At 69.1% G+C, this 22,484-nt stretch carries 13 protein-coding genes and 2 tRNA genes; 6 read left to right on the top strand and 9 right to left on the bottom strand.

Going from position 1 to position 22,484, the window contains the following annotated elements; all coding sequences use genetic code 11:
• Positions 1 to 40 precede the first annotated feature (40 nt).
• From NPJ82_RS00565 to NPJ82_RS00555, 3 genes are read right to left on the bottom strand one after another with little or no spacing between them, the layout of a single operon-like run.
• Positions 41 to 3,361 carry an error-prone DNA polymerase gene (locus tag NPJ82_RS00565; protein ID WP_342658005.1) on the bottom strand — a complete coding sequence of 1,107 codons (3,321 nt, stop codon included), beginning with the start codon at positions 3,359 to 3,361 and terminating at the stop codon, positions 41 to 43.
• Positions 3,358 to 4,893 carry a DNA polymerase Y family protein gene (locus tag NPJ82_RS00560; RefSeq protein WP_342659044.1) on the bottom strand — a complete coding sequence of 512 codons (1,536 nt, stop codon included), beginning with the start codon at positions 4,891 to 4,893 and terminating at the stop codon, positions 3,358 to 3,360. Before NPJ82_RS00560 ends, NPJ82_RS00565 begins: the two co-directional genes overlap by 4 nt.
• A complete protein-coding gene (locus tag NPJ82_RS00555; RefSeq protein WP_342658004.1) occupies positions 4,802 to 5,563 on the bottom strand; it encodes a hypothetical protein in 762 nt (253 codons plus the stop codon). The genes NPJ82_RS00560 and NPJ82_RS00555 overlap by 92 nt, the downstream gene beginning before the upstream one ends.
• A gap of 130 nt (positions 5,564 to 5,693) precedes the next feature.
• Between NPJ82_RS00555 and NPJ82_RS00550 the strand changes: the two genes are divergently transcribed.
• Both NPJ82_RS00550 and NPJ82_RS00545 read left to right on the top strand, forming a co-directional pair.
• Positions 5,694 to 5,768 (top strand) — tRNA-Gly (locus NPJ82_RS00550).
• Between the two features lie 293 nt (positions 5,769 to 6,061).
• On the top strand, positions 6,062 to 6,754 hold the full coding sequence (locus tag NPJ82_RS00545) for a hypothetical protein (protein WP_342658003.1): 693 nt from the start codon (positions 6,062 to 6,064) through the stop codon (positions 6,752 to 6,754).
• Positions 6,755 to 6,840: 86 nt separating this feature from the next.
• Here the strand turns inward: NPJ82_RS00545 and NPJ82_RS00540 are convergent, their stop codons facing one another.
• Entirely contained in the window at positions 6,841 to 11,481 is a 4,641-nt protein-coding gene (locus tag NPJ82_RS00540; RefSeq protein WP_342658002.1) for an NAD-glutamate dehydrogenase domain-containing protein, read from the bottom strand.
• A gap of 80 nt (positions 11,482 to 11,561) precedes the next feature.
• Positions 11,562 to 12,824, bottom strand: coding sequence for a hypothetical protein (locus tag NPJ82_RS00535; protein ID WP_267351909.1), 1,263 nt, complete (start codon positions 12,822 to 12,824; stop codon positions 11,562 to 11,564).
• A gap of 147 nt (positions 12,825 to 12,971) precedes the next feature.
• On the opposite strand from NPJ82_RS00535, the gene NPJ82_RS00530 reads away from it, so the two are divergent.
• Positions 12,972 to 13,047, top strand: a tRNA-Thr gene (locus tag NPJ82_RS00530).
• 132 nt (positions 13,048 to 13,179) lie between these two features.
• Here NPJ82_RS00530 and NPJ82_RS00525 read toward each other — a convergent pair.
• A complete protein-coding gene (locus NPJ82_RS00525; protein ID WP_342658001.1) occupies positions 13,180 to 16,473 on the bottom strand; it encodes a S8 family serine peptidase in 3,294 nt (1,097 codons plus the stop codon).
• A 332-nt stretch (positions 16,474 to 16,805) separates the two neighbouring features.
• On the opposite strand from NPJ82_RS00525, the gene NPJ82_RS00520 reads away from it, so the two are divergent.
• Positions 16,806 to 17,609: a DUF72 domain-containing protein gene (locus NPJ82_RS00520; RefSeq protein ID WP_342659043.1), complete on the top strand. Its 804-nt coding sequence runs from the start codon at positions 16,806 to 16,808 to the stop codon at positions 17,607 to 17,609.
• 154 nt (positions 17,610 to 17,763) lie between these two features.
• On the opposite strand, the gene NPJ82_RS00515 is transcribed toward NPJ82_RS00520, so the two are convergent.
• The 3 genes from NPJ82_RS00515 to hemC are packed head-to-tail and all read right to left on the bottom strand — an operon-like array spanning position 17,764 to position 20,373.
• Positions 17,764 to 18,762 carry a hypothetical protein gene (locus NPJ82_RS00515; protein WP_342658000.1) on the bottom strand — a complete coding sequence of 333 codons (999 nt, stop codon included), beginning with the start codon at positions 18,760 to 18,762 and terminating at the stop codon, positions 17,764 to 17,766.
• Positions 18,763 to 18,793: 31 nt separating this feature from the next.
• Positions 18,794 to 19,465, bottom strand: coding sequence for a uroporphyrinogen-III synthase (locus NPJ82_RS00510; RefSeq protein ID WP_342657999.1), 672 nt, complete (start codon positions 19,463 to 19,465; stop codon positions 18,794 to 18,796).
• The gene (gene hemC / locus NPJ82_RS00505; protein ID WP_342657998.1) at positions 19,462 to 20,373 is read right to left on the bottom strand and encodes a hydroxymethylbilane synthase; all 912 of its coding nucleotides are present in this window, start codon (positions 20,371 to 20,373) and stop codon (positions 19,462 to 19,464) included. The genes NPJ82_RS00510 and hemC overlap by 4 nt, the downstream gene beginning before the upstream one ends.
• Before the next feature lie 84 nt (positions 20,374 to 20,457).
• On the opposite strand from hemC, the gene tsaD reads away from it, so the two are divergent.
• Together tsaD and NPJ82_RS00495 are read left to right on the top strand one after the other, a co-directional pair.
• Positions 20,458 to 21,483 (top strand): tRNA (adenosine(37)-N6)-threonylcarbamoyltransferase complex transferase subunit TsaD, encoded by a 1,026-nt coding sequence (gene tsaD, locus NPJ82_RS00500; RefSeq protein WP_342657997.1) that lies wholly within the window; start codon positions 20,458 to 20,460, stop codon positions 21,481 to 21,483.
• Entirely contained in the window at positions 21,480 to 22,463 is a 984-nt protein-coding gene (locus tag NPJ82_RS00495; protein ID WP_342657996.1) for an NAD(P)H-dependent glycerol-3-phosphate dehydrogenase, read from the top strand. The genes tsaD and NPJ82_RS00495 overlap by 4 nt, the downstream gene beginning before the upstream one ends.
• The last annotated feature ends 21 nt before the right edge of the window (positions 22,464 to 22,484 follow it).

Below are 22,484 nucleotides of genomic sequence, written 5' to 3'. Positions count from 1 at the left end.
TCCTGTTCTTCTTGTGCGCCTATGTGGGCGCTTCGTGCGATCAATGGAAGTCCCGCGACTTCGGCAACAGACGGGCATCGCGGGGATGGGCGGCGCGGGGGTCGGGGCTGCGCGTATAGACCGGGCGCAGCACGCCGTCGGCGCGCGCGATCGGCGGCGTCATCGGCTGGCCGTCGGACAGGCGGGCAAGCTCGTCGCTGCGATCGTCGACCCGCACCGTCATCAGGTGGATCACCCCTTCCTCGCTACGCTGGATCACCCCGTGCAGCACCATCAGCCGCGCCGCCATCACCGCACGCCGGTTCGCCTCGAAATCGCGCGCCCACATCAGCGCGTTGACGATCCCCGTCTCATCCTCGATCGTGACGAATATCGCATTGCCCTTGCCGGGGCGCTGGCGGACCAGAACCACGCCGGCCACCCGGGCGCGGGTGCCGTCGCGCATCGCCTCCGCATCGCGGCAGGACAGCACGCCCTCGGCCGCGAAAAGCGGGCGGAGAAACGCCATCGGATGTCCTTTGAGCGAGAGGCGGGTGGCGCGGTAGTCGTTCGCAACCTGCTCGGCGAGGGGCATGGGCGGCAGCTTCGCATCGGGTTCGGGGGCGAGTTCGGGCGCCTCCATCGCGGCGAAGAGGGGCAGCTGCCTGGGTGGCGTGCGTCGCGCCTCCCACAGGCCGGTACGGCGATCGCGCCCCAGCGAGCGATAGGCATCGGCATCCGCGAGCAGGGTCAGGGCGCGTTGCGGCAGGCCGGCGCGCGCGGCGAGATCCTCGATCGCGGCATAGGGGGCATGCGCGACGATCTGCGCCGCCCAGGCTTCGCGGAATCCGTCGATCTGGCGGAAGCCCAGGCGAAGCGCGAAGTCTTCGAGTGTATTGTCCCACGCGCTGGCGTTCACATCGACCGGGTAAACCTTTACCCCATGCTGGATCGCATCGCGGACCAGTTGGGCCGGCGCGTAGAAACCCATCGGCTGCGAGTTGAGGATCGCACAGGCGAACACCGCCGGATGGAAGCATTTGATCCAGGACGAGACATAGACCAGCCGGGCGAAGGACAGGGCATGGCTTTCGGGAAAGCCGTAGGAGCCGAACCCTTCGATCTGCTTGTAGCAGCGTTCGGCAAAGTCGCGGGGATAGCCGCGGTTCACCATGCCTTCGACCAGCTTGCGGTGGAAATCATGCATACCGCCGACATGACGGAACGTCGCCATCGCCTTGCGAAGCTGGTTCGCCTCATCAGGCGTGAATTTCGCCGCGACGATAGCCAGCTTCATCGCCTGTTCCTGAAACAACGGCACGCCATAGGTTTCGCCGAGCAGGGCATGCAGTTCGTTGGCTGGCCCGTGCCGGGGATCAGGGGAGGGGAAGATCACCGCTTCTTTTTTGGCGCGCCGCCGCAGATAGGGGTGCACCATGTCGCCCTCGATCGGGCCGGGGCGGACGATCGCCACCTGTACCACCAGATCGTAGAGCTTTTCCGGTTTCAACCGGGGCAGCATGTTGATCTGCGCACGGCTTTCCACCTGGAACACGCCGATGCTGTCGCCCTTTTGCAGCATCTGGTACACGCGCGGATCTTCATCCATCGCGACATCGTCCAGGTTGTGGCGCCCCAGGCCGTGGCGTTCCATCAGGTCGAATGCCTTGCGGATGCAGGTCAGCATGCCGAGGGCCAGGACATCGACCTTCATCAGGCCGAGTACGTCGATATCGTCCTTGTCCCATTCGATAAAGGTGCGACCCTCCATCGCACCGTTGTGGATCGGCACGGTCTCGTCCAGGCGTCCTTGGGTGAGCACAAAACCGCCGACATGCTGCGACAGGTGGCGCGGGAACGTCAGCAGGCGATCGACCACCATGCGCAACCGAGCAATCTCGGGATTGTCGAGGCTGAAGCCGGTTTCGCGAAAACGCTTCTCTTCGAAATGGTCGGCGAAACTGCCCCAAACGGTGCTGGTCAGCCGCTGCGTCACATCCTCGGTCAGACCCAGCGCCTTGCCGGCCTCGCGCACTGCGCTTTTGGGACGGTAGTGGATAACCGTTGCTGCGATCGCAGCGCGGTGGCGACCGTAGCGCGTATAGATGTGCTGGATCACATCCTCCCGCCGTTCATGTTCGAAATCGATGTCGATATCGGGCGGCTCGTCACGCTCGGCCGAGACGAAGCGCGAGAACAGCAGGTCATGCCGCATCGGATCGACCGAAGTGACGCCCAACAGGAAGCAGACCGCGGAATTGGCCGCCGATCCGCGTCCCTGGCACAGGATCGGCGGATCGAGCGCGCGGGCAAAGCGGACCAGGTCGTAGACCGTCAGGAAGTAATGCGCATATTCGCGTGCACGGATCAGGGCGAACTCGTCGCGTAACAGCGTGACGATGCGATCGGGAACATAGCCGTCATAGCGGTCGATGGCATGTTGCCAGGCGACATGTTCCAGCCAGTCCTGCGCTTTCCAGCCCGGCGGCACCGGCTCGTGCGGATACTCGTAGCGTAGCTGGTCGAGCGAAAATTCCATCCGGTCCAGCAACAACAGGCTTTCCGCCAACGCCTCCTGCTGATCCGCGAAGAGCCGGGCCATTTCGGATGCCGGCTTCAGATAGCGCTCGCCATTGGCGGCAAGCAGGCGGCCTGATGTCTGTATCGATCGTCCTTCGCGGATGCAGGTGACGATGTCGTGCAGGGCACGATCCTCGGCCTGCGCATAGCGGACATCGCCGGTGGCGAGCAGCGGCACGCCAAGAGAGGCCGCCAAACGGGCATGACGCCTCAAGCGGCGTCGATCGGCACCGGCCCTGGGCATGGAGACACCCAACCAGACATGGCCGGGTGCCAGCGATGCCAGCATGCTGAGCGTCGCGGCAAGGCTGGGGTCGCCACGATCCGGGGGCAGCATCGCGCCCGGCATCGGCTCCACCGGCCGGGCACTGCTGCTTGGCAGTACGATCAGCAACAGATCGCCTAAATGGCGGCGCAGATCGTCGAAGCCCAGGATGCATCCGCCTTTGCGTGCACGGCGATTGCCTTGCGACAGCAGCCGCGTCAGGCGGCCCCATCCGGCACGATTGGCCGGATAGGTGACGATGTCCTGTGTACCATCGGTGAAGACGAGCCGTGCACCCACGGCCAGTTTGAAGGAAAGCGGCGGCAGGCCGTCATCCTTTACCCGGCGCTGCGCCCGGCATAGCGCATCATAGGCGCGCACTACTCCTGCCACGGTGTTGCGATCGGCGATCCCGATCCCGGCATGCTCCAGTGCGACCGCTTGCATCACCATGTCGCTGGGATGGGAAGCCCCGTCCAGGAACGAGAAGTTCGTCGCCGCGACCAGTTCGGCAAAGCGGGGCGGGTCGGGTGTCATGCGAATAGGCCATGCACGTACCAGCGGGGGCGTTCGGTTTCGCTGTAAAGACCGTGGCGGAAGATCCAGAAGCGACGGCCGCGCACATCCTCCACACGGTAATAGTCGCGCGTCGGAATCGCCTGCTGCCGGCGCCACCACTCGCCCGCTATCCGCTCCGGTCCCTCGGCCCGCGCCACATCATGCAACCGCCGCCGCCACCGAAAGCGGGCGGGGGGGCCGTCGGGTGTTTCGGCGGCGAGGGTTTGGATGGGTTGGGGGGGGTCGAAGAGGTAGATGGGGCGTAGTGGGGGCTCGCCGGGGTCGGGGGTGAGCCAGCCGGTGTCGGGCGGGGTGGGGGTGGCGGCGGCGAGCAGGAGTTCGGCCTGTTCGGGGATGTGGCTGTTGCGGGGGGCGATGCGGCGTACGCGGCTGCGGCCGAGGCGGGTGCTGAGCCGGTCGACCAGCGCCGCCACCTCGCCGGCCTGCACCGCCCCCCCCTCCAGCCGTAACTGACTGGCATCCAGGCGTTCTGCGAGAGCGACGTCGAGCTGGATCAGGTCATAGCCGAAGCCGGGATCGAGCGGATCGGCGAGCGCATCGATCCGCTCGCGAAACAGGCGGAGCAGCAGTGCCGGGTCGCGTGTCGGCTGCCCCGTTTCGATGCGCAGCCGTTGCACCTGCCCATCGGCGCGGAACAGCCGCACCTCCCACCGGCGACCGCCCTGGTGGCGTTCCTCCAGATAACGGCCCGCCTCCGCCACAAGGTCGCCGATCACGCTCAGCACATCCTCGGTCCGGGCGATCGGTTCGGCAAAGCGGTGTTCGATCTTGATGGGGGCGACGGCCTGGCGGACGGTGAGCGGGCTCTCCGCCTCGCCCGCCAGCCGGCGGATCGCGGTCGCCGCATCCGCCCCGAAGCGCGCGGCGATGGCGGACAGCGGGCGCGCCATGACGTCACCGACCAGCTTCAGCCCGGCCGCGACCAGCGCCGCGGTCGCATCGTCATCCAGTTCGAGCGCGGCGACGGGCAGGCGGCGGATCGCGCGCGCCTCGTCCGGCGCCGGGCCACCGGCATGGCGGGCGAGTGCGCGTGCCGCCTCCGGCGTATCGCCGAATGCGTGGCGCACCAGGATGCCGCGACGGGCCATCCGCTCCTCCACATCCAGTGCAAGCCGCCGCTCGCCCTCAAAGGCGTGGGTGCAGCCGGCGATGTCGAGGATCAGCCCATGCGGCGGGTCGAGCGCGATCGACGGCGTGTAGCGCGCGCAACCGTCCGCCAGCCGCTCCAGCCATTCCAGATCGGCATGCGGGTCGTGGGGAAACACCTCCAGCTCGGGCACGCGGGCGCGGGCATCGGCCAGCGTCAGTCCGGGACGCAGACCCAGCGACGTGGCGGTGCGATCCAGCGCGGCGAGGCGCACGGCATTGCCCAGCGTTTCCACAAAGGCGACGGATGCCTCATCGCGGCCGACGAACAGGTGCGGGCGGCATCCGCGCAGCCGCTCGATCGACACCCAGGGGAAGTGAAGCGCCAGATAGCGGCGCGGGATCGAAGCTTTGCGTGTCACGGTTCCACTCCACGCGCCAGCGGGTGCCGGCAGGCCCCCGACGTCGGCGCAGCAATTCCACATCGAAAGCGGGGGCGCCGGGGGCGTCCGCCTCCAGCCGGGCGGACAGGGCCGGCGTCACCCCCCAGCGCGTCGCCGCGGCGGTGGGGCTGGGTTCGGCATCGACGCGCAGGACCAGGATGGTGACGCCCGACACTTCGGCCGCCAGCATCAACCGGCGCGTCGCGGTCAGGTCGTATCCGGGCATCCGGCCCCGGCCTTCCACGATCAGCGTCGCAAGGCCGGGGCAGCGCGCGGCATCGGCGGCGGCGCGGAGCAAGGCCGCATCGTCCTCCACCACCGCCAGCACCAGCGCGGCAGGGTTCAGCCCCATCTCGATCAGCCCGGGTCCGTGCAGCCGCCCGGCGGCACGCTCCGTATCCTGATTGCGCAACCACAGCAGCGGCGTGCCGCGCGCCGCCAGGGTCAGCGCAACCGCAAAGCCCGCCGCGCAGGCCCCGTCGGCGTCGTCGACGGCAAAAATTTCATGCAGCTGGCCCTTTGCCAGCCCGTCCGCCAGCCAGGCATCCGGCGCCTCGGCCTCCGCCGCCTCATGAGAAGAGGCGTTGGCCAGTTGCCGCAGATGGGCGATAAGGGCGGCGGAGTCGGTCACGTATGTTCTTGTAATGTTCTATTGATCCATTCGCCAAGCCACAAAAGTTCAACAATGGGGTTGCCACACTCAAAACCCACGGCTAATAGCCCGCCCACCCCACCGGAACATCGCCGGTCGGAACGCCAGAGCGGGCGTAGCTCAGGGGTAGAGCACAACCTTGCCAAGGTTGGGGTCGAGGGTTCGAATCCCTTCGCCCGCTCCAGTTCGCTGCCATGAAGCAGCGAAGCAGCCTTACCGAACAGCAGCAAACAGAGAAGGCGTCACAGCGTGGCGGCCGACAGTATTACTTTGCCATGTCACAGAGTTCCCTCGGAAATCTCATGAAGACGGGCGCGGTCGCCGCAGTCTTTCCGAGCCGTTTTCTGCGTTTTCGTCGTGATGCCCCGGCTGCGTGCCAGCCCAAGGGTTCAACGCGCGTGGATAAGTCGGTACACAGGGATCATCATATGCGGGGAGGCTTTGATGAACACTGCGGTTGCACCAACGGCGACACGGATGAAATCCTATCCTGACGCCCTGGCATGCGTCGAACAGACCGAAAAGATCAGCAAGCTGGTACCGCTGGCCATCCTGGGGGTGCTGGTCGGTCTGCCGATGCTGTCGTCGCTGTTGAGCTTCAGGCTGGGTGAGGCGCTCTTCAGCGGGATCATCATGTTCCTGATCGCAGGCGTGGTCATCAAGATCGTCGATGCGGTGATTCTCTCGTCGCTGCGCGCGGTGCGCTATCGCGGCGTCGCCAACCGGCTTGCCGCCGCAGTGCAGGCGGTGCCGACCGCCGTGTCGCAGTGGCGATCCTGGTGGCAGGGGGCGCCGGGTGCGTTGGCGGTGACGCAGCGCGGCGACCTGGTGGTGATCGACCGGTCGACCAACTACGAGGAATTGTGGCTGCACCCGTCGCAGATCTCGAACGTGAGCGTCGAGCGTGAGGCGACGCAGATCACCAATACGCGCCATGGCGGGCGTTTCACATTGGGGGGTGCATCGAGCAGCGGGCTGTTCGGCGGCTATACCTTTGGCGGGCGATCGCGTTCGACGACGCACACCGTGGAGACTGCGTTTCTGGAAATCCGCTACCAGTTGGAGCGCAACGGCATGACCTACACGACGGTCATCCCGTTCGGCGACGACCGGCGCGGGGCGGATGCACTATGTGCCACGATCAGCCGCCTGGAGCATGACGCGGGCTGATCCACCGGCTCGTTGGCGTCTGCGATAGATCGTTGTTCCCCGCGTCCCCGTTCCCGCCCTTGCGGGGAACAGGGACGCGGCCGGTTTCAGCGGCCCAGCAGGACGCGGGCTTGGCCGGCGATCTGGGCGAGCATCGCCGCATTGGGCTGGGCAGCGTTGCGGGCGCGGTCGATCACCGCCTTGAACTGGCCGACGCGGCTGGCACGGGCGGCCAGCCACTGTTCCACCGCCGCCTCCGGATCGATGCCGGCATGGCGGCCGAGGAATTCCAGCCGGAGTTGCTGGAAATCACGGGCCAGACCGGCGATCAGCAGGCGCTCCCACGGATCGCTGGGGGTGATGCGCGCGGCATTGGCCTGCGCCCAGTCCAGACCCAATGCCTGGCCGAGACGGGTGAAGGCGCGGGCCAGCACCACCTCGTCCAGCGACAGGCGACGACCGAGATCGGCGAGGCCGACCGCACCGTCCAGCTCGAACAGGCGAACGACCTTGCGGACAAGCGCCGTCGGTGCGCCCTTGGCCTCCAGCTCGTTTGCAATGCGGCTGCTCTGCGCCCGCGCCTCCTCCAGCAACAGGCTGGGTGTCTGCGTGTCGAGATGCGCAAGACCCTGCGCCAGCCGGTCGAGTGCCGCGCCAGGGGTGGTGCCCGCCGGCGTGACGCGCAGCAGGTCGGCGATCTGCGAGCGGGTGACGAAGGCGATCTCCTCGAACAGCGCGATCCGCGCCGCCTCCGGCATCGCGGTCGCCTCTACCTCCGCCCAGAGTGTCGGCAGGTCGAACAGACGCTCGGCCACCACGAACATCGCCGCGATGTCCGCCATGCCGGCCCCTTCTTCCTCCGCGATTTCGAAGGGGAAGAGGATGCCGAGGCGGTTGACGATGCGGTTGGCGAGCTTGGTGGCGACGATCTCGCCGCGCAGGCGGTGCGCGTCGATGGCGTCGGCGAAGCGCGCGCGCATGGCGGGGGGGAAGGCGGCGTAGAGGTCGGGGGCGAGGTCGGGCTCGGTGCCGAGCTTTGCGGTCTCGATCGCGTCCTGCAGCGTCAGCTTGGCGGTGGCGAGCAGCACGGCAAGCTCGGGGCGCGACAGGCCATGCCCGTCCTGCCCGCGGCGCAGCAGGATGTCGGGCGCGTCCAGCCCCTCCACCACGCGGTCGAGACGGCCCGATTGTTCGAACATCTCGATCAGGCGGACATAGCTGGGCATCGCGGCGGCGCCGTCCGCCTCCGCGATCGACAGTGCCAGCGTCTGGAGGCGATTATCCTCCAGCACCAGATGCGCGACATCGTCGGTCATCTCGGCGAGCAGGACGTTGCGATCCGCCTCGGCAAGCCGCCCCTCGATCAACTCGCGGTTGAGCGCGATCTTGATGTTCACCTCGTTATCCGAACAATCGACACCGGCCGAATTGTCGATGAAGTCGGTGTTGATGCGCCCGCCGATGCCGGCAAAGGCGATGCGGGCCGCCTGGGTGACGCCCAGATTGGCGCCCTCGCCGATCGCGGTGACGCGCAGTTGTTCGGCATCGACGCGCAGCCGGTCGTTGGCGGGATCGCCGACCGCGGCGTTGTTTTCCGACGCGGCCTTCACATAGGTGCCGATGCCGCCGAACCAGAGCAGGTCGGCGGGTGCCTTCAGAATCGCGGAGATCAGCGCGGTGGGCTCCATCGCCTCTGCGGTGATCCCGAGCACGGCGCGCGCCTGGGGCGAGAGGGGAATGCGCTTGTCGGTGCGGGCGAAGACGCCGCCGCCTTCCGAGATCAGCGAGGCATCGTAATCGGCCCAGCTGGAGCGGGGCAGGGCGAACATGCGCGCGCGCTCCTCCCAACTGGTCGCAGGGTCGGGCGTCGGATCGATGAAGATGTGGCGATGGTCGAAGGCGGCGACCAGCTTGATCGCCCTGGACAGCAGCATGCCGTTGCCGAACACGTCGCCCGACATGTCGCCGCAGCCGACCACGGTGACGGGATCGACCTGAACGTCCACCCCGCGCTCGGCGAAATGGCGCTGGACCGAGACCCAGCCGCCCTTGGCGGTGATGCCCATCGCCTTGTGATCATATCCCTGGCTGCCGCCGGATGCGAAGGCATCGCCCAGCCAGAAGCCGCGTTCGATCGCGATGGCGTTGGCCACGTCGGAGAAGGTGGCGGTACCCTTGTCGGCCGCGACGACGAAATACGGGTCCTCGCCGTCCAGGATGCGGACCGATTCGGGATGGACCACCGCGCCGTCGACGATGTTGTCGGTGATCGACAGCAGCGAGCGGATGAAGATGCGGTAGCTTTCCCGCCCTTCCGCGAACCAGGCGTCGCGGTCGGTCGCGGGGGAGGGAAGCTGCTTGGGATAGAAGCCGCCCTTGGCGCCGGTCGGCACGATCACCGCGTTCTTCACCCGCTGCGCCTTCATCAGGCCCAGGATCTCGGTGCGGAAGTCGTCCCGCCGGTCGGACCAGCGCAGGCCACCGCGCGCGACGGGGCCGGCGCGCAGGTGGATGCCCTCGACACGGGGGGAATAGACCCAGATCTCGCGCCACGGCAGCGGTGCGGGCAGGCCGGGGATGGCGTGGCTGTCCAGCTTGAAGGCCAGTGCCTCCGCCGCGGCAGGGGCAAAGGCGTTGGTGCGCAGCGTGGCGGCGATCAGGTCGCGGATGCTGCGCAGGATACGGTCGTCGTCGATCGCGGACACGGCATCCAGCCCGCGCTCGATCGCGGCATCGGCCTCGGCCAGATCGCCGCCGCCGGCGGGGTCATGCGCGGCGGTGAAGCGATCGACCAGCGCGGCGGCGAGTGCGGGCGCACGGCGCAGCGCATCGACCACGGTGGCCAGGCCATAGGTGAGCCCGGCCTGGCGCAGATAGCGGAACCAGGCGCGGAACAGCACCACCGCACGCGGCGACAGGCCGACATCGACGATCAGGCGGTTGAACGCGTCATTCTCCGCCTTGCCCTCCAGCACCGCGGCGATCGCGCCTTCCAGCATGGCGGCGTCGTTCGGGTCGGCACCGGCATCCGATTCGACCACGAAGTCGTGCACAAAGGCGTCGGTCTCGTCCTCCAGCCGGGTGGGCAGCTCGCCGATGACGCGGAAGCCGAAATTCTCCAGCACCGGCACCGCATCGGACAGGGCAAGGGCGCCGCCCAGCTTGTAGATCTTGAACTGCCGCTCGGCGCCGGGTGCGGCGGGGAACAGGCGGACCGAGCGGTCGGCCGGGCTTTCCAGCGCGCTGAGGCGCAGAATGTCGGCGGCGGCCTCCGCCGGGCTGCTGACGTTGCGGTAGTTGGCGGAGAAGGTGTCCGCCCAGCGCAAGGCGAGACGTGCGGCGCGGGGCGCGGGCAACTGCTCGGCCAGCGCCGCCTCGACATCGGGCACCCAGCCGCGGACCATGCGGCGCAGCCGGTCGGCGAGCGGCTCGATATCGGGCAGACGGCCCTCGCCCCGCAGGTCGATGGTGTAGCGGAGCAGCGCGACGACGCCGTCCTCCAGCGCGATCGACCAGTTGAGGACGCGGCCCTGCGCCGCCTCGGCCAGCATCTCGCCGATCGCGACGCGGCGGCCGGTGGTCAGGTCGTCACGCGGCAGCCAGACGAAGCCGAACAGATGCCGGCCGAGCGCGGAGCGGACGAGCACCAGCGCGGGGCGCGGCCGATCGGCCAGCGACATCGCGGTCAGCGCCAGTTCCTCCAGCGCATCCGGCTGGAACGCGGCGATCAGGTCGTGCGGCAATACGGTGAGGGCATGCGCCAGCGCCTTGCCGGTATGGCCGCGCGGGTCGAACCCGAACTTGGCCTCCAGCGCCGCCATGCGGGTGCGCAGCATCGGCACGTCCTTGGGCGGGGTGGCAAGCGCGGCGGAGGTCCACAATCCGGCATGGATCGACAGGCCGGTGATCGCGCCATTCTCGCGAATCGGCACCACCACCAGGTCCAGCGGCACGGCGCGGTGAACGGCGGCGATCGCGTTGGACTTCAGCAGCAGGGGCGCTTCGCCGCCACCCGCGAACCATTGCAGCGCGAGTTGGCGGGAGCTGTCCGCCAGGATCGGCACGCTGCGCTCCAGCGTGGCGATGCCCAGCGCTTCGCCGGGGCGGCCATCGGCGAACCAGCGTTCGTGGCCGAGCAGCGTCAGCTTGCCATCGATGAACCAGCGGAGCAGGGCGGGCCCCTCGCCACCGGTACCCTCCGCTTCCAACCGGTCGGCATCGGCGGTGACGGCGGCCTGCATCGCACGCCAGTCGGTCACCGCCGCGCGGACATCGGCCAGCACCGCATACAGATCGTCGACCAGTCCGCGGCGGTCGCGGGCATCGGCCCGCTCCATTTCCAGATAGATCATCGATTCGGGCGTGGCGCCGGCCTTGTCGGCGCCGATGTCGGTCAACTGGCCTTGCGCGTCGCGGGTGACGGGGACGATCGGATGGATGACACGGTCGATCGCCAGGTCCTGCGCGCCGATCGCGGCGGCGACCGAGTCGACCAGAAAGGGCATGTCGTCGTTGATGACGGCCAGGCGCATGTGGCGATGCGTGTCGTCGCCGGCGATCACCTCCAGCGCGATGGCCGGGCAGCCGGGTTTGCGCGTCGCCGCCGCGGCGGCAATGAAGGCAGCGGCATTCGCCACCTCATCGGGCCCAAAGCCCTGAAGTTCTCCGGGAAGCGCGCCACGCGTCAGGTGGGGAGCGAGGCGGGCAGCGATCGCTGCGGCGAGCGGTTGCGACGGGTTCGATGCCATGGTGGCAAGCCCTACGCGTCCGCTACCCGGCACTCAAGGCTTGCGGCAGTGCGAAAATATGTTGCGCCGCAGCGTAATAATCAGTCCGCCGCTCGCAATACACGGTCCGCCAGTGCCTCGTCATCCTGTACCGATCCGACGATTTCCAGCATGCCGTCCGCCCCGACCCGCGCAACAAGGATGACGGTGTCGCCGGGCATCGCCACCGCGCCGCCATCAAGCGCGGCGCGGCCGATGACGGGGCGTTCGGTAACGGGGCGCGGGGCGGGGCCGGATGCCTTTGCACCCCGCATCTCGCGTTCCGCCGCGACGATCGCCTTCACCCCGCCGGCCAGTTCGGTCAGGAAGGCGGGAAGGGCGCCCGCGGGCACCGCATGGCGGCGGGCATGTTGCAGAACCGCGGCAAACTCGGCGAGGCGCGTCTTGTCGTAATCGGCGCCGAAGACCAGCTTCACGATCGGCGTCATCGGCGCGCGCGCCTGTACGGTCAGCCCGGCATCGGCGAGCAGCCCGGCATAACCCTCGGGGTCGATTTCCGTCGACAGGCCGAAATCATGCGCGCGGCCAAGCGCACGGTAGAGGGCGGCGCGGCTGCGCGTGTCGGCGGCACGGACCGCCGCGGCACTTTCGCGCGCCAGGGTCAACTGGTTGCCCAGCGGCCCGGTCAGCGGCTCGACCGGCTCGGCCGCCGGGTCGCCGGGGACGATGGGTTCGATCGCGCCGCTGGGCCCATCCGCCCACACCGTTGCCGCGACGCTGGGCGTGGCGGGGGCGGCGTGCATCGCGGCGGCCAGTGCCGAATCCAGCGTCGCCTGGACGAACGGATCGGCCACTTCCTTCCAGTTGATCACGCCGTAGATGAAGTCGATCGTCGTTCCGTCCGACGAGAAGGGCATCAGGATGCCCCGGTACATGGTGGTGTGGCCGCGCGTGTTGGTAAACTCGGCCTCGAACCCGATCGGCGCCTGATTGGCGATGATCTGCAGATAATGGTCGGTCAGGCGCGACAACAGCGAACGGGCCGGCACCTCCGCCACGCGCCGCGGCGTGACCTCCAGGCCACATTCCTCGCGCAGGGCGCGGCCGATAAAGGCGATGTGGGGATCCTCCACCGCCTGGGTGAAATCCAGCAGCACCGAATGGGCGCTGAAATCGGCGATGGCCGCGGGATTCAGATCCTCGATCGAGGGATAGGCGCGGCCGCGGAGCAGCGACACCCATTGATTATAGGCGCGAACGTGCATCCGGCGCTCATCGCCGCCCAGATCGAACATGACGTCGTCGACGGCGCCTTCGCACGCCTCTGCCACGGCAGGATCGTTCAGTTCGGGCCCGGCGGTCATGATGGTACGAATCCCCTTCAGCGTGCAGCGCCCTTGTGCACCCGGCGTGGTAAACGATGCGTGAAGACCAAAGCGGCTTGTCAGCCGCGATCCGGCCTGTTAAGCGCCGCCTCCTCGACCGGATACCAGCCGGTCGCGATTGCATGGGCCGCTTTAGCTCAGCTGGTAGAGCATCGCATTCGTAATGCGGGGGTCACAGGTTCGAGTCCTGTAAGCGGCACCATCCAAAATCATGATATCGCAAAATCAGGTGATCGCTGCCGCGAGGACAGCGTCGCGGTCCGGCGTGTGGCTTATCCGCTGGCGGGGCGTGGTATCGTGGCGGCACGGACCGTGATCCGTGCCGCCAACGGGGTCAGAAGCGGATACGCATCGCGCCGCGGTAGGATTGATTGCGGACATCGTCGCGGCCGATCGTCGTGTCGGCGCCCAAGCTGAACTCGACGGGACCGCTGGCATAGGCAACGCCCGCACCGATCTCGGCCCAGTCATGGTCCTGCCCGGCCACCAGGAAGGACGCGGTTGCGCCCGTGCCACCCGCCAGCGTCGCCGTCACCACGCCCGGCCGATCCTCGAAATCATGGACGTAATAGGCGGTGGCGAACGGGCGGAAGCCGCGCGAGTCGCCGTCGATCTGGAGGCCGGCGCGGCCCTGCAGGCTGGCGAACCGGTCCTGGCGGAACAGCAGGGCCGGCCCGCTACCGCGCTCACCGGTGGGGGTGAAGTCGATGCGGCTGGCGCGCAGGGCGACGCGGGGGCTGAGGTGGAGGCTGTCGCTGCCGAAGGCGTAGCTGCCGCCGACCTCGGTGGAGAGCGCGAGCGCGTTGTCGCGCGTGGCGAGGTCGAAGGTGGTGCCGATCAGCGTGCCGGTGCGCCGCGTGCGTGCCTGGAACACGCCCGCGCTGAACTGCGCATCCAGCATCGGTCCGCCGACCGCGCCCAGCTTGCCGTACAGCGTGCCCTGGATCAGCTCGCCACTGGCCGAACGTGCCATCAGCCGGCGGCTGTCGAGATCGGTGTAGGACAGGCTGAAGCCGAGCGTGCCCTGCTCACCCGCCTCGCCCTCCAGACCGGCGGCGATGTACATGCCGTCGAAGCGTTCACGGGCATCGCCGAAGCTGGTCGCGGGCATGGCGGCGTTCGAGCCATTGATGTAGCCGCCCGCCAGATAGGCCGACATGGTGTCGGGCAGCGCGCCCTCGCGCACCGTCGTCAACCCGGCATCGCTGACCATCTGCTGCTGGCCGGGCATGGTGATCGCGTTCGCCGCGACCTCGACGGGGCGACCGATCGTCGACACGGTGCCGCCGCCGCCCGAACCGGGCCGCAAAGCGGCCAGACGGTCGCGATAGAAGCGCGCCATATGGTCGATCGCGGCGGTGCCCAGCGCCCGCTTCGTGGTTTCGGTGCGCGGGGCCAGACCCTCCAGGCTGGTGCGAATCGTCGTGGCGTTCTGCACGTCGAGCAGGTCGTAGGTGCCGCGCAGATTGGCATAGGCGCCGCGATTGCCGTCGAGGAGGCGCGCATAGGCGGTCTGCACCGGGGTGGCGGAGACGATGTCGGCGTAGCGGCCGGCGGCGATGCGCATGGTGACGGCGTTCGGGCCGTAGGACAGGCTGGGGAAGAGGATCGCGCTGAGTGCCTGCGGGGTGGCGAAGCTGCCCGCGACGCCCCCGGTTGCGGTGGCGACGGTGTAGCGTTCGTCATACAGGAGCGGCCGGCCGCCGGCGGCACGCAGCGCCAGCGTGCCGCCGTTCAGTTGCAGGCGCCCACCCGTCACGGCCAGCTGGTCCGACTGGCCGGGGGTGCCGACATCGATCAGCAACTGGCTGCCCGCACCCAGCGTGGCGTTCCCCGCGACGGTCAGCGTGCCGATCCCGCCGGCCGCCGCGCCGGGCGAAACGGTGCCGCCGGTGGCATTGAGCGTCGCGATCCGCCCGGTGCCGCCCAGCGTGCCGCCCGCGACAAGGGTGAGCGCCGAGTTGCGCAACTGGCCGTTGACGGTCAGCAGACCCTGTTCGATGCGGGTCAGCCCGGTATAGCCGCTGTTGCCGGTCAGGATCAGCTCGCCGCCGCCCTTCTTGACGAGGCCGCCGATATCGTTGGGAAAGGCCTGCAGCACTTCTGCCGAATAGCGGGTGCGCGCGTCGGCGATGTCGTTGCTCCACACGTCCACCGTGCCCGCCGCGACCGTGACGTCGCGCACGGCGCGCAGGGCGGTGGGACCGCGCAGGGCCACATCCATCTGCGGTGCGCCCCAGCCCGATTTCAGGTCCACGCCCGGCGTGTCCAGATCCCTGGAGCTGGACACGAGGATATCGGAAATCAGCGGCGTGTTATATTCAGGAAAGGCCTCCATCAGCACCGCGGCAAAGCCCGAAACATTGGGCGCGGCCATCGACGTGCCGGTATAGGCGGCATAGCCGGGACCGGTGTAGCGGATGAAGCGGCCGAGCATGGTGGTCATCATCGCATCCGCCTCGACCAGCACCGCGCTGGAAAATTCGGGCGTCAGGATGTCGAGATTGCCCGCCAAGATGCCGGCCAAGTTGGCCGTCACGCCATCGGGGGTGTTCAGGCGGCTGCCCGCGATCAGGGTGATGGCGACTGCCTCCTGCGCAACGCGGCGGCGGGCGGCGGTTTCGTCAAAGGCGACACCGGCACGTTGCGCTGCGTCCTTGGCGCCGAGATACTCGTTCAGCACCGCGATGAAGCGGTTGACCGCAGCGCTCTGCAACGCCGCCACGGTGGTCGCTGCATAGAGCGTGGGATAGGCGGCGCGGGTATACTGGCTCTGGATGCCCTGACGGTCGAACTCGTAGGCTGGAACCGAGGAGACGATGTTGCTGCCCGGTCCCGACACGCACCAAGTTGCGGTTTGCCCACAGAAGCTGGTCGAGGGCGTGGCGGTCAGGTTCGCCTGATAATTGGCGACCGACAGCCAGTTGCCGCGCAGACGCGGGTCAGAAAACGGGGCAACCGCATCCACGCTGGCATGGACGCCCGATCCGTTACCGGCCGAAAAGACGACCAGCACGTCGTTCTTCAGAACAGGATCGTAGAAGGTGCCGAGATCCTGACGGAATTGTTGAAGCACGGTGGTCAGCGGCGCATCATAGGGCAGTGAATTGCCGCTGCCCCAGCTGTTGTTGATGATACGAACCTGACCGGTACTGGCGAGATTGACGATATTCTCCCGCGGGGTGCTGACCAACGTGCCGTCGATCACCTGATCCTTATACCACAGGAAGTCGCCGGCCGCGAAATTGGCGGTCGCAGAGTAGATGTTGGCGTTGAAGGCGTTGCCGAACATGGGGAGGCCGTCGACCCGGCTGCCCGCCGCAGTGCCGGCGACGTGGGTGCCATGGCCTTCCCACCGGCGGCGCGGATTGATCAGGCCGTCATTACCATAGGCGGCGGGCACCACGGTGCGCAGCCCGGTGATCTTGCCGGCGCCCTGGAACTGGGGGTGGGTGGTCAGCACGCCTGCGTCGTTGATGCCGATCGTTTGACCACGCCCGCTGAGCCCCAGCACATAGGCATGCTCCATGCCCAGATAGGCCTTGGAATAATCGACGGAAAACTGCGCATCCTTGCGCCAGGACGCGATCGCGGCGGCATAGTCCGCGGTTCTGGTGCCATTCGCCATATAATAGCCACCGGCCGGCGGCGGCGGTGGCGACGATGGTGCAGTCTGGGCCAGAACCGGCGAGGACACGAGGCACGTGGTACACAGCACCGCGAAAAGGATTGCGCTCTTGCACGACTTGATCATGGAAACCCCCGGATAGCGGGCGCTCGCAGCCCGCTTTCTCCGGAAGGCTGACACCCGAAAGGGTTAGTTTCAAACGAAAATGGATCGATAACGAGGCGCTAACGCAGATCTTTCCACCACCGTGTCTTTTATAACCACAATGATTTTTCCGGGCAGCGGGTGACGTCCGCATGTTTCGCGATGGCGTGATCGCCTATGCTGCGCCCATGACCAGTGGCACGATTCGCGTCGGCATCGGGGGATGGACCTATGAGCCATGGCGGGACAGCTTCTATCCACCGAAATGGCCGCAGAAGCGCGAACTGGAATATGCCGCGTCGAAGCTGACCGCGATCGAGATCAACGGCACCTATTATTCAAGCTTCAAGCCGGCGAGCTTCGCTGGCTGGGCAAAGGCGGTGCCGGATGGCTTCGTCTTCGCGCTGAAGGCGTCGCGCTATGCCACCAACCGCAAGGTACTGGCCGAGGCGGGCGAGTCGGTGATGCGCTTCATCGGGCAGGGCATCGTCGAGCTCGGCGACCGGCTGGGGCCGGTCCTGTGGCAGTTCATGGCGACCAAGCGTTTCGATCCGGACGATATCGGCGCGTTCCTGGCGCTGTTGCCGAAGCAGCATGACGGGGTGGCGCTGCGTCACGCGGTGCAGGTCCGGCATGAGAGCTTCCAGACGCCTGACTTCGTCGCGATGGCCCGCGCGGCGAACGTCGCGGTGGTCTTCGACGACAGCGAGGGTGCGCCGACCTTTCCCGATGCCACAAGCGACTTTGTCTATGCCCGGCTGGAGAATGCGGTGGAGGACGAACCGGCCGGCTATGCCCCGGCGGCGCTCGACGGGTGGGGGGCTGCCGCGGTGGGGTGGGCCAAAGGTGGCGTGCCGGCGGGGATGACCTGCATCGGCAGTGAAGCGGCACCGATCGTTCCGCGCGACGTGTTCCTGTTCTTCATCAACGGCGCCAAGGTGCGCGCCCCCCACGGCGCGATGGCGCTGATCGACCGGCTTGGTGGGCGTTAGAGTCAAACGCGATCAAGATTGTACTGGCCGGGCCCCTCCCTGGGGGGGGGCGCAAAGCTGATATCGAGAGACACGTCGCCGCGTCTGGCACTGTCTCGATACGCTCCTGCGAAGCTACTCGATCTCTACTCGACACGAACGGATCAGGGTGATGTCATCCGGCTGCAGTGTGCGGGGCCGTCCATCGACGTGATTTCCCGAAACGGCTCTGCAAGCCTGTTCGACCTCCACCCGTCACGAACGGGGAAGAGGAAATCATCATCGTCTCAGGCGCGCGTGCCGGACGCCTCGGTCGTGGTGGTGACGGGGGGGCGGCCTGCGGTGCGGGGGCGGCAGGCGGGGCGGCGGGGGGCGTCATCAGGGCGGCGTTTTCGAGCGTGTCGAGGGCGCGACGGGCAGCGGCGTAGCGGTAGGCGGCGCGGTCCCAGGTGGTGGCGCGGGCGGCGCCCGGCATGCGCGCGATTTCGTCCCGCGCGGCATCGACCTGGCCGGCATCGAGCAGGTGGCGGGCGCGGGTCAGGCGATCGACGGGGGCTGTGGACGGGCTGTTGGCCTGGCGCAGCACGACAAGGCCGGCGAGTTCCTGGCGCAGCCCTTCCCACCAGCCCTGGCTGTCGTCGACGGACAGTTGCGAGGCCAGCGTGTCGAGACCCTGACGCAGGGCCTCCAGCGTTACCGGGCGGCTGGCGACCGCGATGACGGTGCCGACCGCGCGCGGCTCGACCGCGCCGAAACGGGTGCGAAGCTGTTCCTCGAGATACCCGAGCGGCTGGCCGCGATCGAGCGCGCGGCGGGCGGCGAACGCGACCAGCAGCGCCTCGGCCCGGGTCGCCTGTCGACCGGCGGCGTTCGTATCGGCGTCCAGCGCGGCGGTGCGCGCCTCCAGAGCGGCGAGCTGGCCGGCAAGTGCGGCCTCGCGGGTGGCCAGCGTCGCGGGGTCGGCAAGGGGCGCCGGCTGGGCCGGGGTGGCAGGGGCGGCGGCGGTCTGGACGGGTGCCTGTGTCGCGGTGCGCGCGTCGCTGCGATCGAAGTTCCTCATCGCATAGCCCATCAGGATCAGGCCGGCGACAAAGGCGAGAAGGACGAGCGCGACGAGCACGCCGGTACGGGGGCCGCGCGCGCGCGGTCGATCGATCGGCATGGGGTCGCTCATGCGCGCTTTATCTCCCCGGCCGTCACTCCGGTCAATCGTCGAGCCGCTGCAAGGCGAGCGCGACCAGTGCGGCGTCATCGGGCCGGGGGGCAGCAAGGGCATATCGCCAGCCCGGCCCCGCGGCGTCGCGAATCGCCGGGCTGAGCGCGAGAAGGCCGATCCGGCCCCGGTCGGCGCCATCGCGGTCCACCAGCGCAGCGAGCCGCCGCGCGGCACGCGCCGAATGGAGCAGAACGTCCATTTCCGCGAAGCCGCGAACGGTGCCGGGGGAAAGGGGAATCGGTTCTGCGGCATAGACGGTGATCGCGACCACGGCCTCCCCCCCGTCGATCCGGTCGCGGCCGGCAAGATGAAGCAGGCGCGCAAGGCCCCGGGCGCGGGCGGCGGCGATCGCGGCGGCGGCATCGGCGGCGCCGGTCACCGCGACACAAAGGCCGGCATCGCGTGCGGCGGCGGCGGTTGCCGGGCCGACCGCGACGACGGGCAGCGCGGCGAGCGTCGCTAGCGCCGGGCCGGCGTGGCGCAGCGCCTGTGCGCTGGTCAGCAACAGCGCGTCGAAATCACCGGGCGGGGGCGGTGCCCAGGCCACCGGCGCGACGGCGAAAAAGGGGCCGGCCCGCGCCTCCAGACCGGCGGCGGCGAGCGCGGTCATGGTGCGCGTGGCGCCCGGTTCCGGCCGGACGACCACGAGCGGGCGCGTCATGCCCCGAACAGGCGCCGCACCGATGGGGGTGCCCGGTCCAGCAGGTCGGCGGCGAGGGTGGCGCCGAGCGGGTCGTCGATCGCCCCCTCGACCGTGCCGACGACGCTGTCCGCGCCGTCCTCGGTCAACAGTTCGGCGGTGAGGCGCAGGGTTTCGCCCGCAAGCGAGGCCATCGCGCCGACCGGCGAATGGCAATCCGCCGCCAGCCCGGCGAGCAGCGCACGTTCGGCCAGCACGCAGGCGCTGGTATCGTCGTGGTCGATCGCGGCGACGATGCGGCGGGCATCATGGTCGTCGGCGCGCGTCTCGATCCCGACCGCGCCCTGCGCGGGGGCGGGGAGCATGGTGTCGGTGGGGATCGCGGTGCCGACATCGTCACGGCCGAGCCGGTCGAGCCCGGCGGCGGCGAGCAGCGTGGCGTCGGCCTCGCCCGCGGTCAGCTTGGCGAGGCGCGTCTCGACATTGCCGCGGAACAGCACGATGCGGAGGTCCGGCCGGTGGCGAAGCAGCTGCGCGCGGCGGCGCGGGCTGCTGGTGCCGACGACGGCGCCGGAACGCAGGCTCGCGATGTCGGGCGCGCCGATCAGCCGGTCGCGCACATCGGCGCGCGGCAGCATCGCGGCGATGGCGATCGCGGCGGGGCGGATCGTCTCCACATCCTTCATCGAATGAACGGCGGCGTCGATCTCGTTCGCCAGCAGCGCGCGGTCCAGCTCCTTGGTCCACAGTGCCTTGCCGCCGATCTCGGCCAGCGCGCGGTCCTGCACCCGGTCGCCGGTGGTGCGGATGGGGACGATCGCCACCGCATCCTCCCCCCAGCCATGCGCCGCCAGAAGCGCATCGCGCACCATCCGCGCCTGGGTGAGCGCCAGCGGCGAACCGCGCGTGCCGAGCCTGAACACTGCCATGGCGCACCCCTTGCCGCAGCGAGGGGGGATTCGACAAGCGGGCGCGGGTGGAATCGGGCGCGCGCAAGGGTTAAGGGGACGGGCATGCTGATCCTGGGACTGGAATCCTCCTGCGACGAAACCGCCGCCGCGCTGGTTACCGATGAGGGCCGTGTGCTGGCACATCGGCTGGCGGGGCAGGAGGCGGCGCATGCGCCCTATGGCGGGGTGGTGCCCGAGATCGCGGCGCGGGCGCATGTCGAGGCGCTGGAGCCGCTGATCCAGGCGGCGTTCGCCGATGCCGGCGTGACGCTGGCCGAGGTGGACGCGGTGGCGGCGACGGCGGGGCCGGGGCTGATCGGCGGGGTGATGGTCGGGCTGGTGACGGGCAAGGCGCTGGCGCATGCGGCGAACAAGCCGCTGATCGCGGTCAACCATCTGGAGGGCCATGCGCTGAGCCCGCGGCTGGCCGACCGCGACCTGGCCTTTCCCTATCTGCTGCTGCTGGTGTCGGGCGGGCATTGCCAGTTGCTGCTGGTCGAGGGCGTCGGGCGCTACCGCCGGCTGGCGGCGACGATCGACGATGCGGTGGGCGAGGCGTTCGACAAGACCGCCAAGCTGCTGGGGCTGGGCTATCCAGGCGGGCCGGCGGTGGAGCGACTGGCGCAGGAAGGCGACCCCGCCGCGGTGCCGCTGCCCCGGCCGCTCAAGGGTGCGGCCGAGCCGCATTTCTCGTTCGCGGGGCTCAAGAGCGCGGTGGCGCGGGCGGTGGGCGGACATGCCCCCGCCGATATCGCCGCATCGTTCCAGTTGGCGGTGGTCGAGTGCCTGATCGACCGGACGCGACGGGCGCTGGCGGTGGCGCCGCAGGCGATTGCGCTGGTGGTGGCGGGCGGGGTCGCGGCGAACGGCGCGGTGCGGGGCGCGCTGGAGGCGCTGGCGGCGGAGCATGACTTGCGCTTCGTCGCGCCGCCGGGATGGCTGTGCACCGACAATGCCGCGATGATCGCCTGGGCCGGGGTGGAGCGCTTCGCCGCCGGGCTGACCGATCCGCTGGACGTCGCCGCGCGCCCGCGCTGGCCGCTGGACCCGGATGCCGAGGCGGTGCGCGGGGCGGGGGTGAAGGCGTGAGCGAGACGATCGGCGTGATCGGCGCGGGCGCCTGGGGCACTGCGCTGGCGCAGGTCGCGGCGAGCGCGGGGCATGAGGTGCGGCTGTGGGCGCGCGACCCGGCGCTGGTGGCGGCGATCAACGCAATGGCGGAGAATGCGCCCTATCTGCCGGGCATTCCGCTGTCGCCGCGCATCCGGGCGACGGGCGACCTGGCCCATGTCGCGCAGGCGCCGGTCAATCTGGTGGTGACGCCGGCGCAGGCGATGCGATCGGTGCTGGCGACGCTGCCCGCGCATGGCCAGGCGCTGGTGCTGTGTTCCAAGGGGATCGAGGCGGGCAGCCACCGGTTGATGAGCGAGGTGGCGGCCGAGGAGCATCCGCGCTCGCCGATCGCGGTGCTGTCGGGGCCTACCTTTGCGCATGAGGTGACGCGCGGCCTGCCCACCGCGGTGACGCTGGCCTGTGCCGCGCCCGCCTTGCGCGCGCAACTGGCCGAGTGGCTGGCGACGCCGCAGTTCCGCCCCTATGCCAGCGCCGATGTGGTGGGGGCCGAGATCGGTGGCGCGGTGAAGAACGTGCTGGCGATCGGGTGCGGCGTCGTGGAGGGGGCGGGGCTGGGCCAGAATGCGCGCGCCGCGCTGATCGCGCGGGGCTTTGCCGAAATGACGCGCTTCGGCCTTGCGCGCGGGGCCGATGCGGTGACGCTGGCCGGGCTGTCGGGACTGGGCGACCTGGTGCTGACCTGTTCGTCCGTCGCGTCGCGCAATTTCTCGCTGGGGCTGGGACTTGGCCGGGGGCAGTCGGCGGCGGCGCTGCTGGCGGACCGGCGCACGGTGGCGGAGGGCGCCTTTACCGCGCCCGTGCTGCGCGAGGCGGCGGCGGGCGTGGGCGTCGACATGCCGGTGACCGATGCGGTGTGCCGCCTGCTGGGCGGCGAGGCGGTGGATACGGTGATCGGCGACCTGCTGGCGCGACCATTGCGGGACGAGGGGGCCTGAGCGGCGTGTCTCTCGATACAC

Origin of the sequence: Sphingomonas sp. NY01, assembly GCF_038809135.1 — a bacterium.
Classification (GTDB): Bacteria; Pseudomonadota; Alphaproteobacteria; order Sphingomonadales; family Sphingomonadaceae; genus Sphingomonas; species Sphingomonas carotinifaciens.
This window is presented reverse-complemented; position numbering and strand designations above follow the sequence as displayed.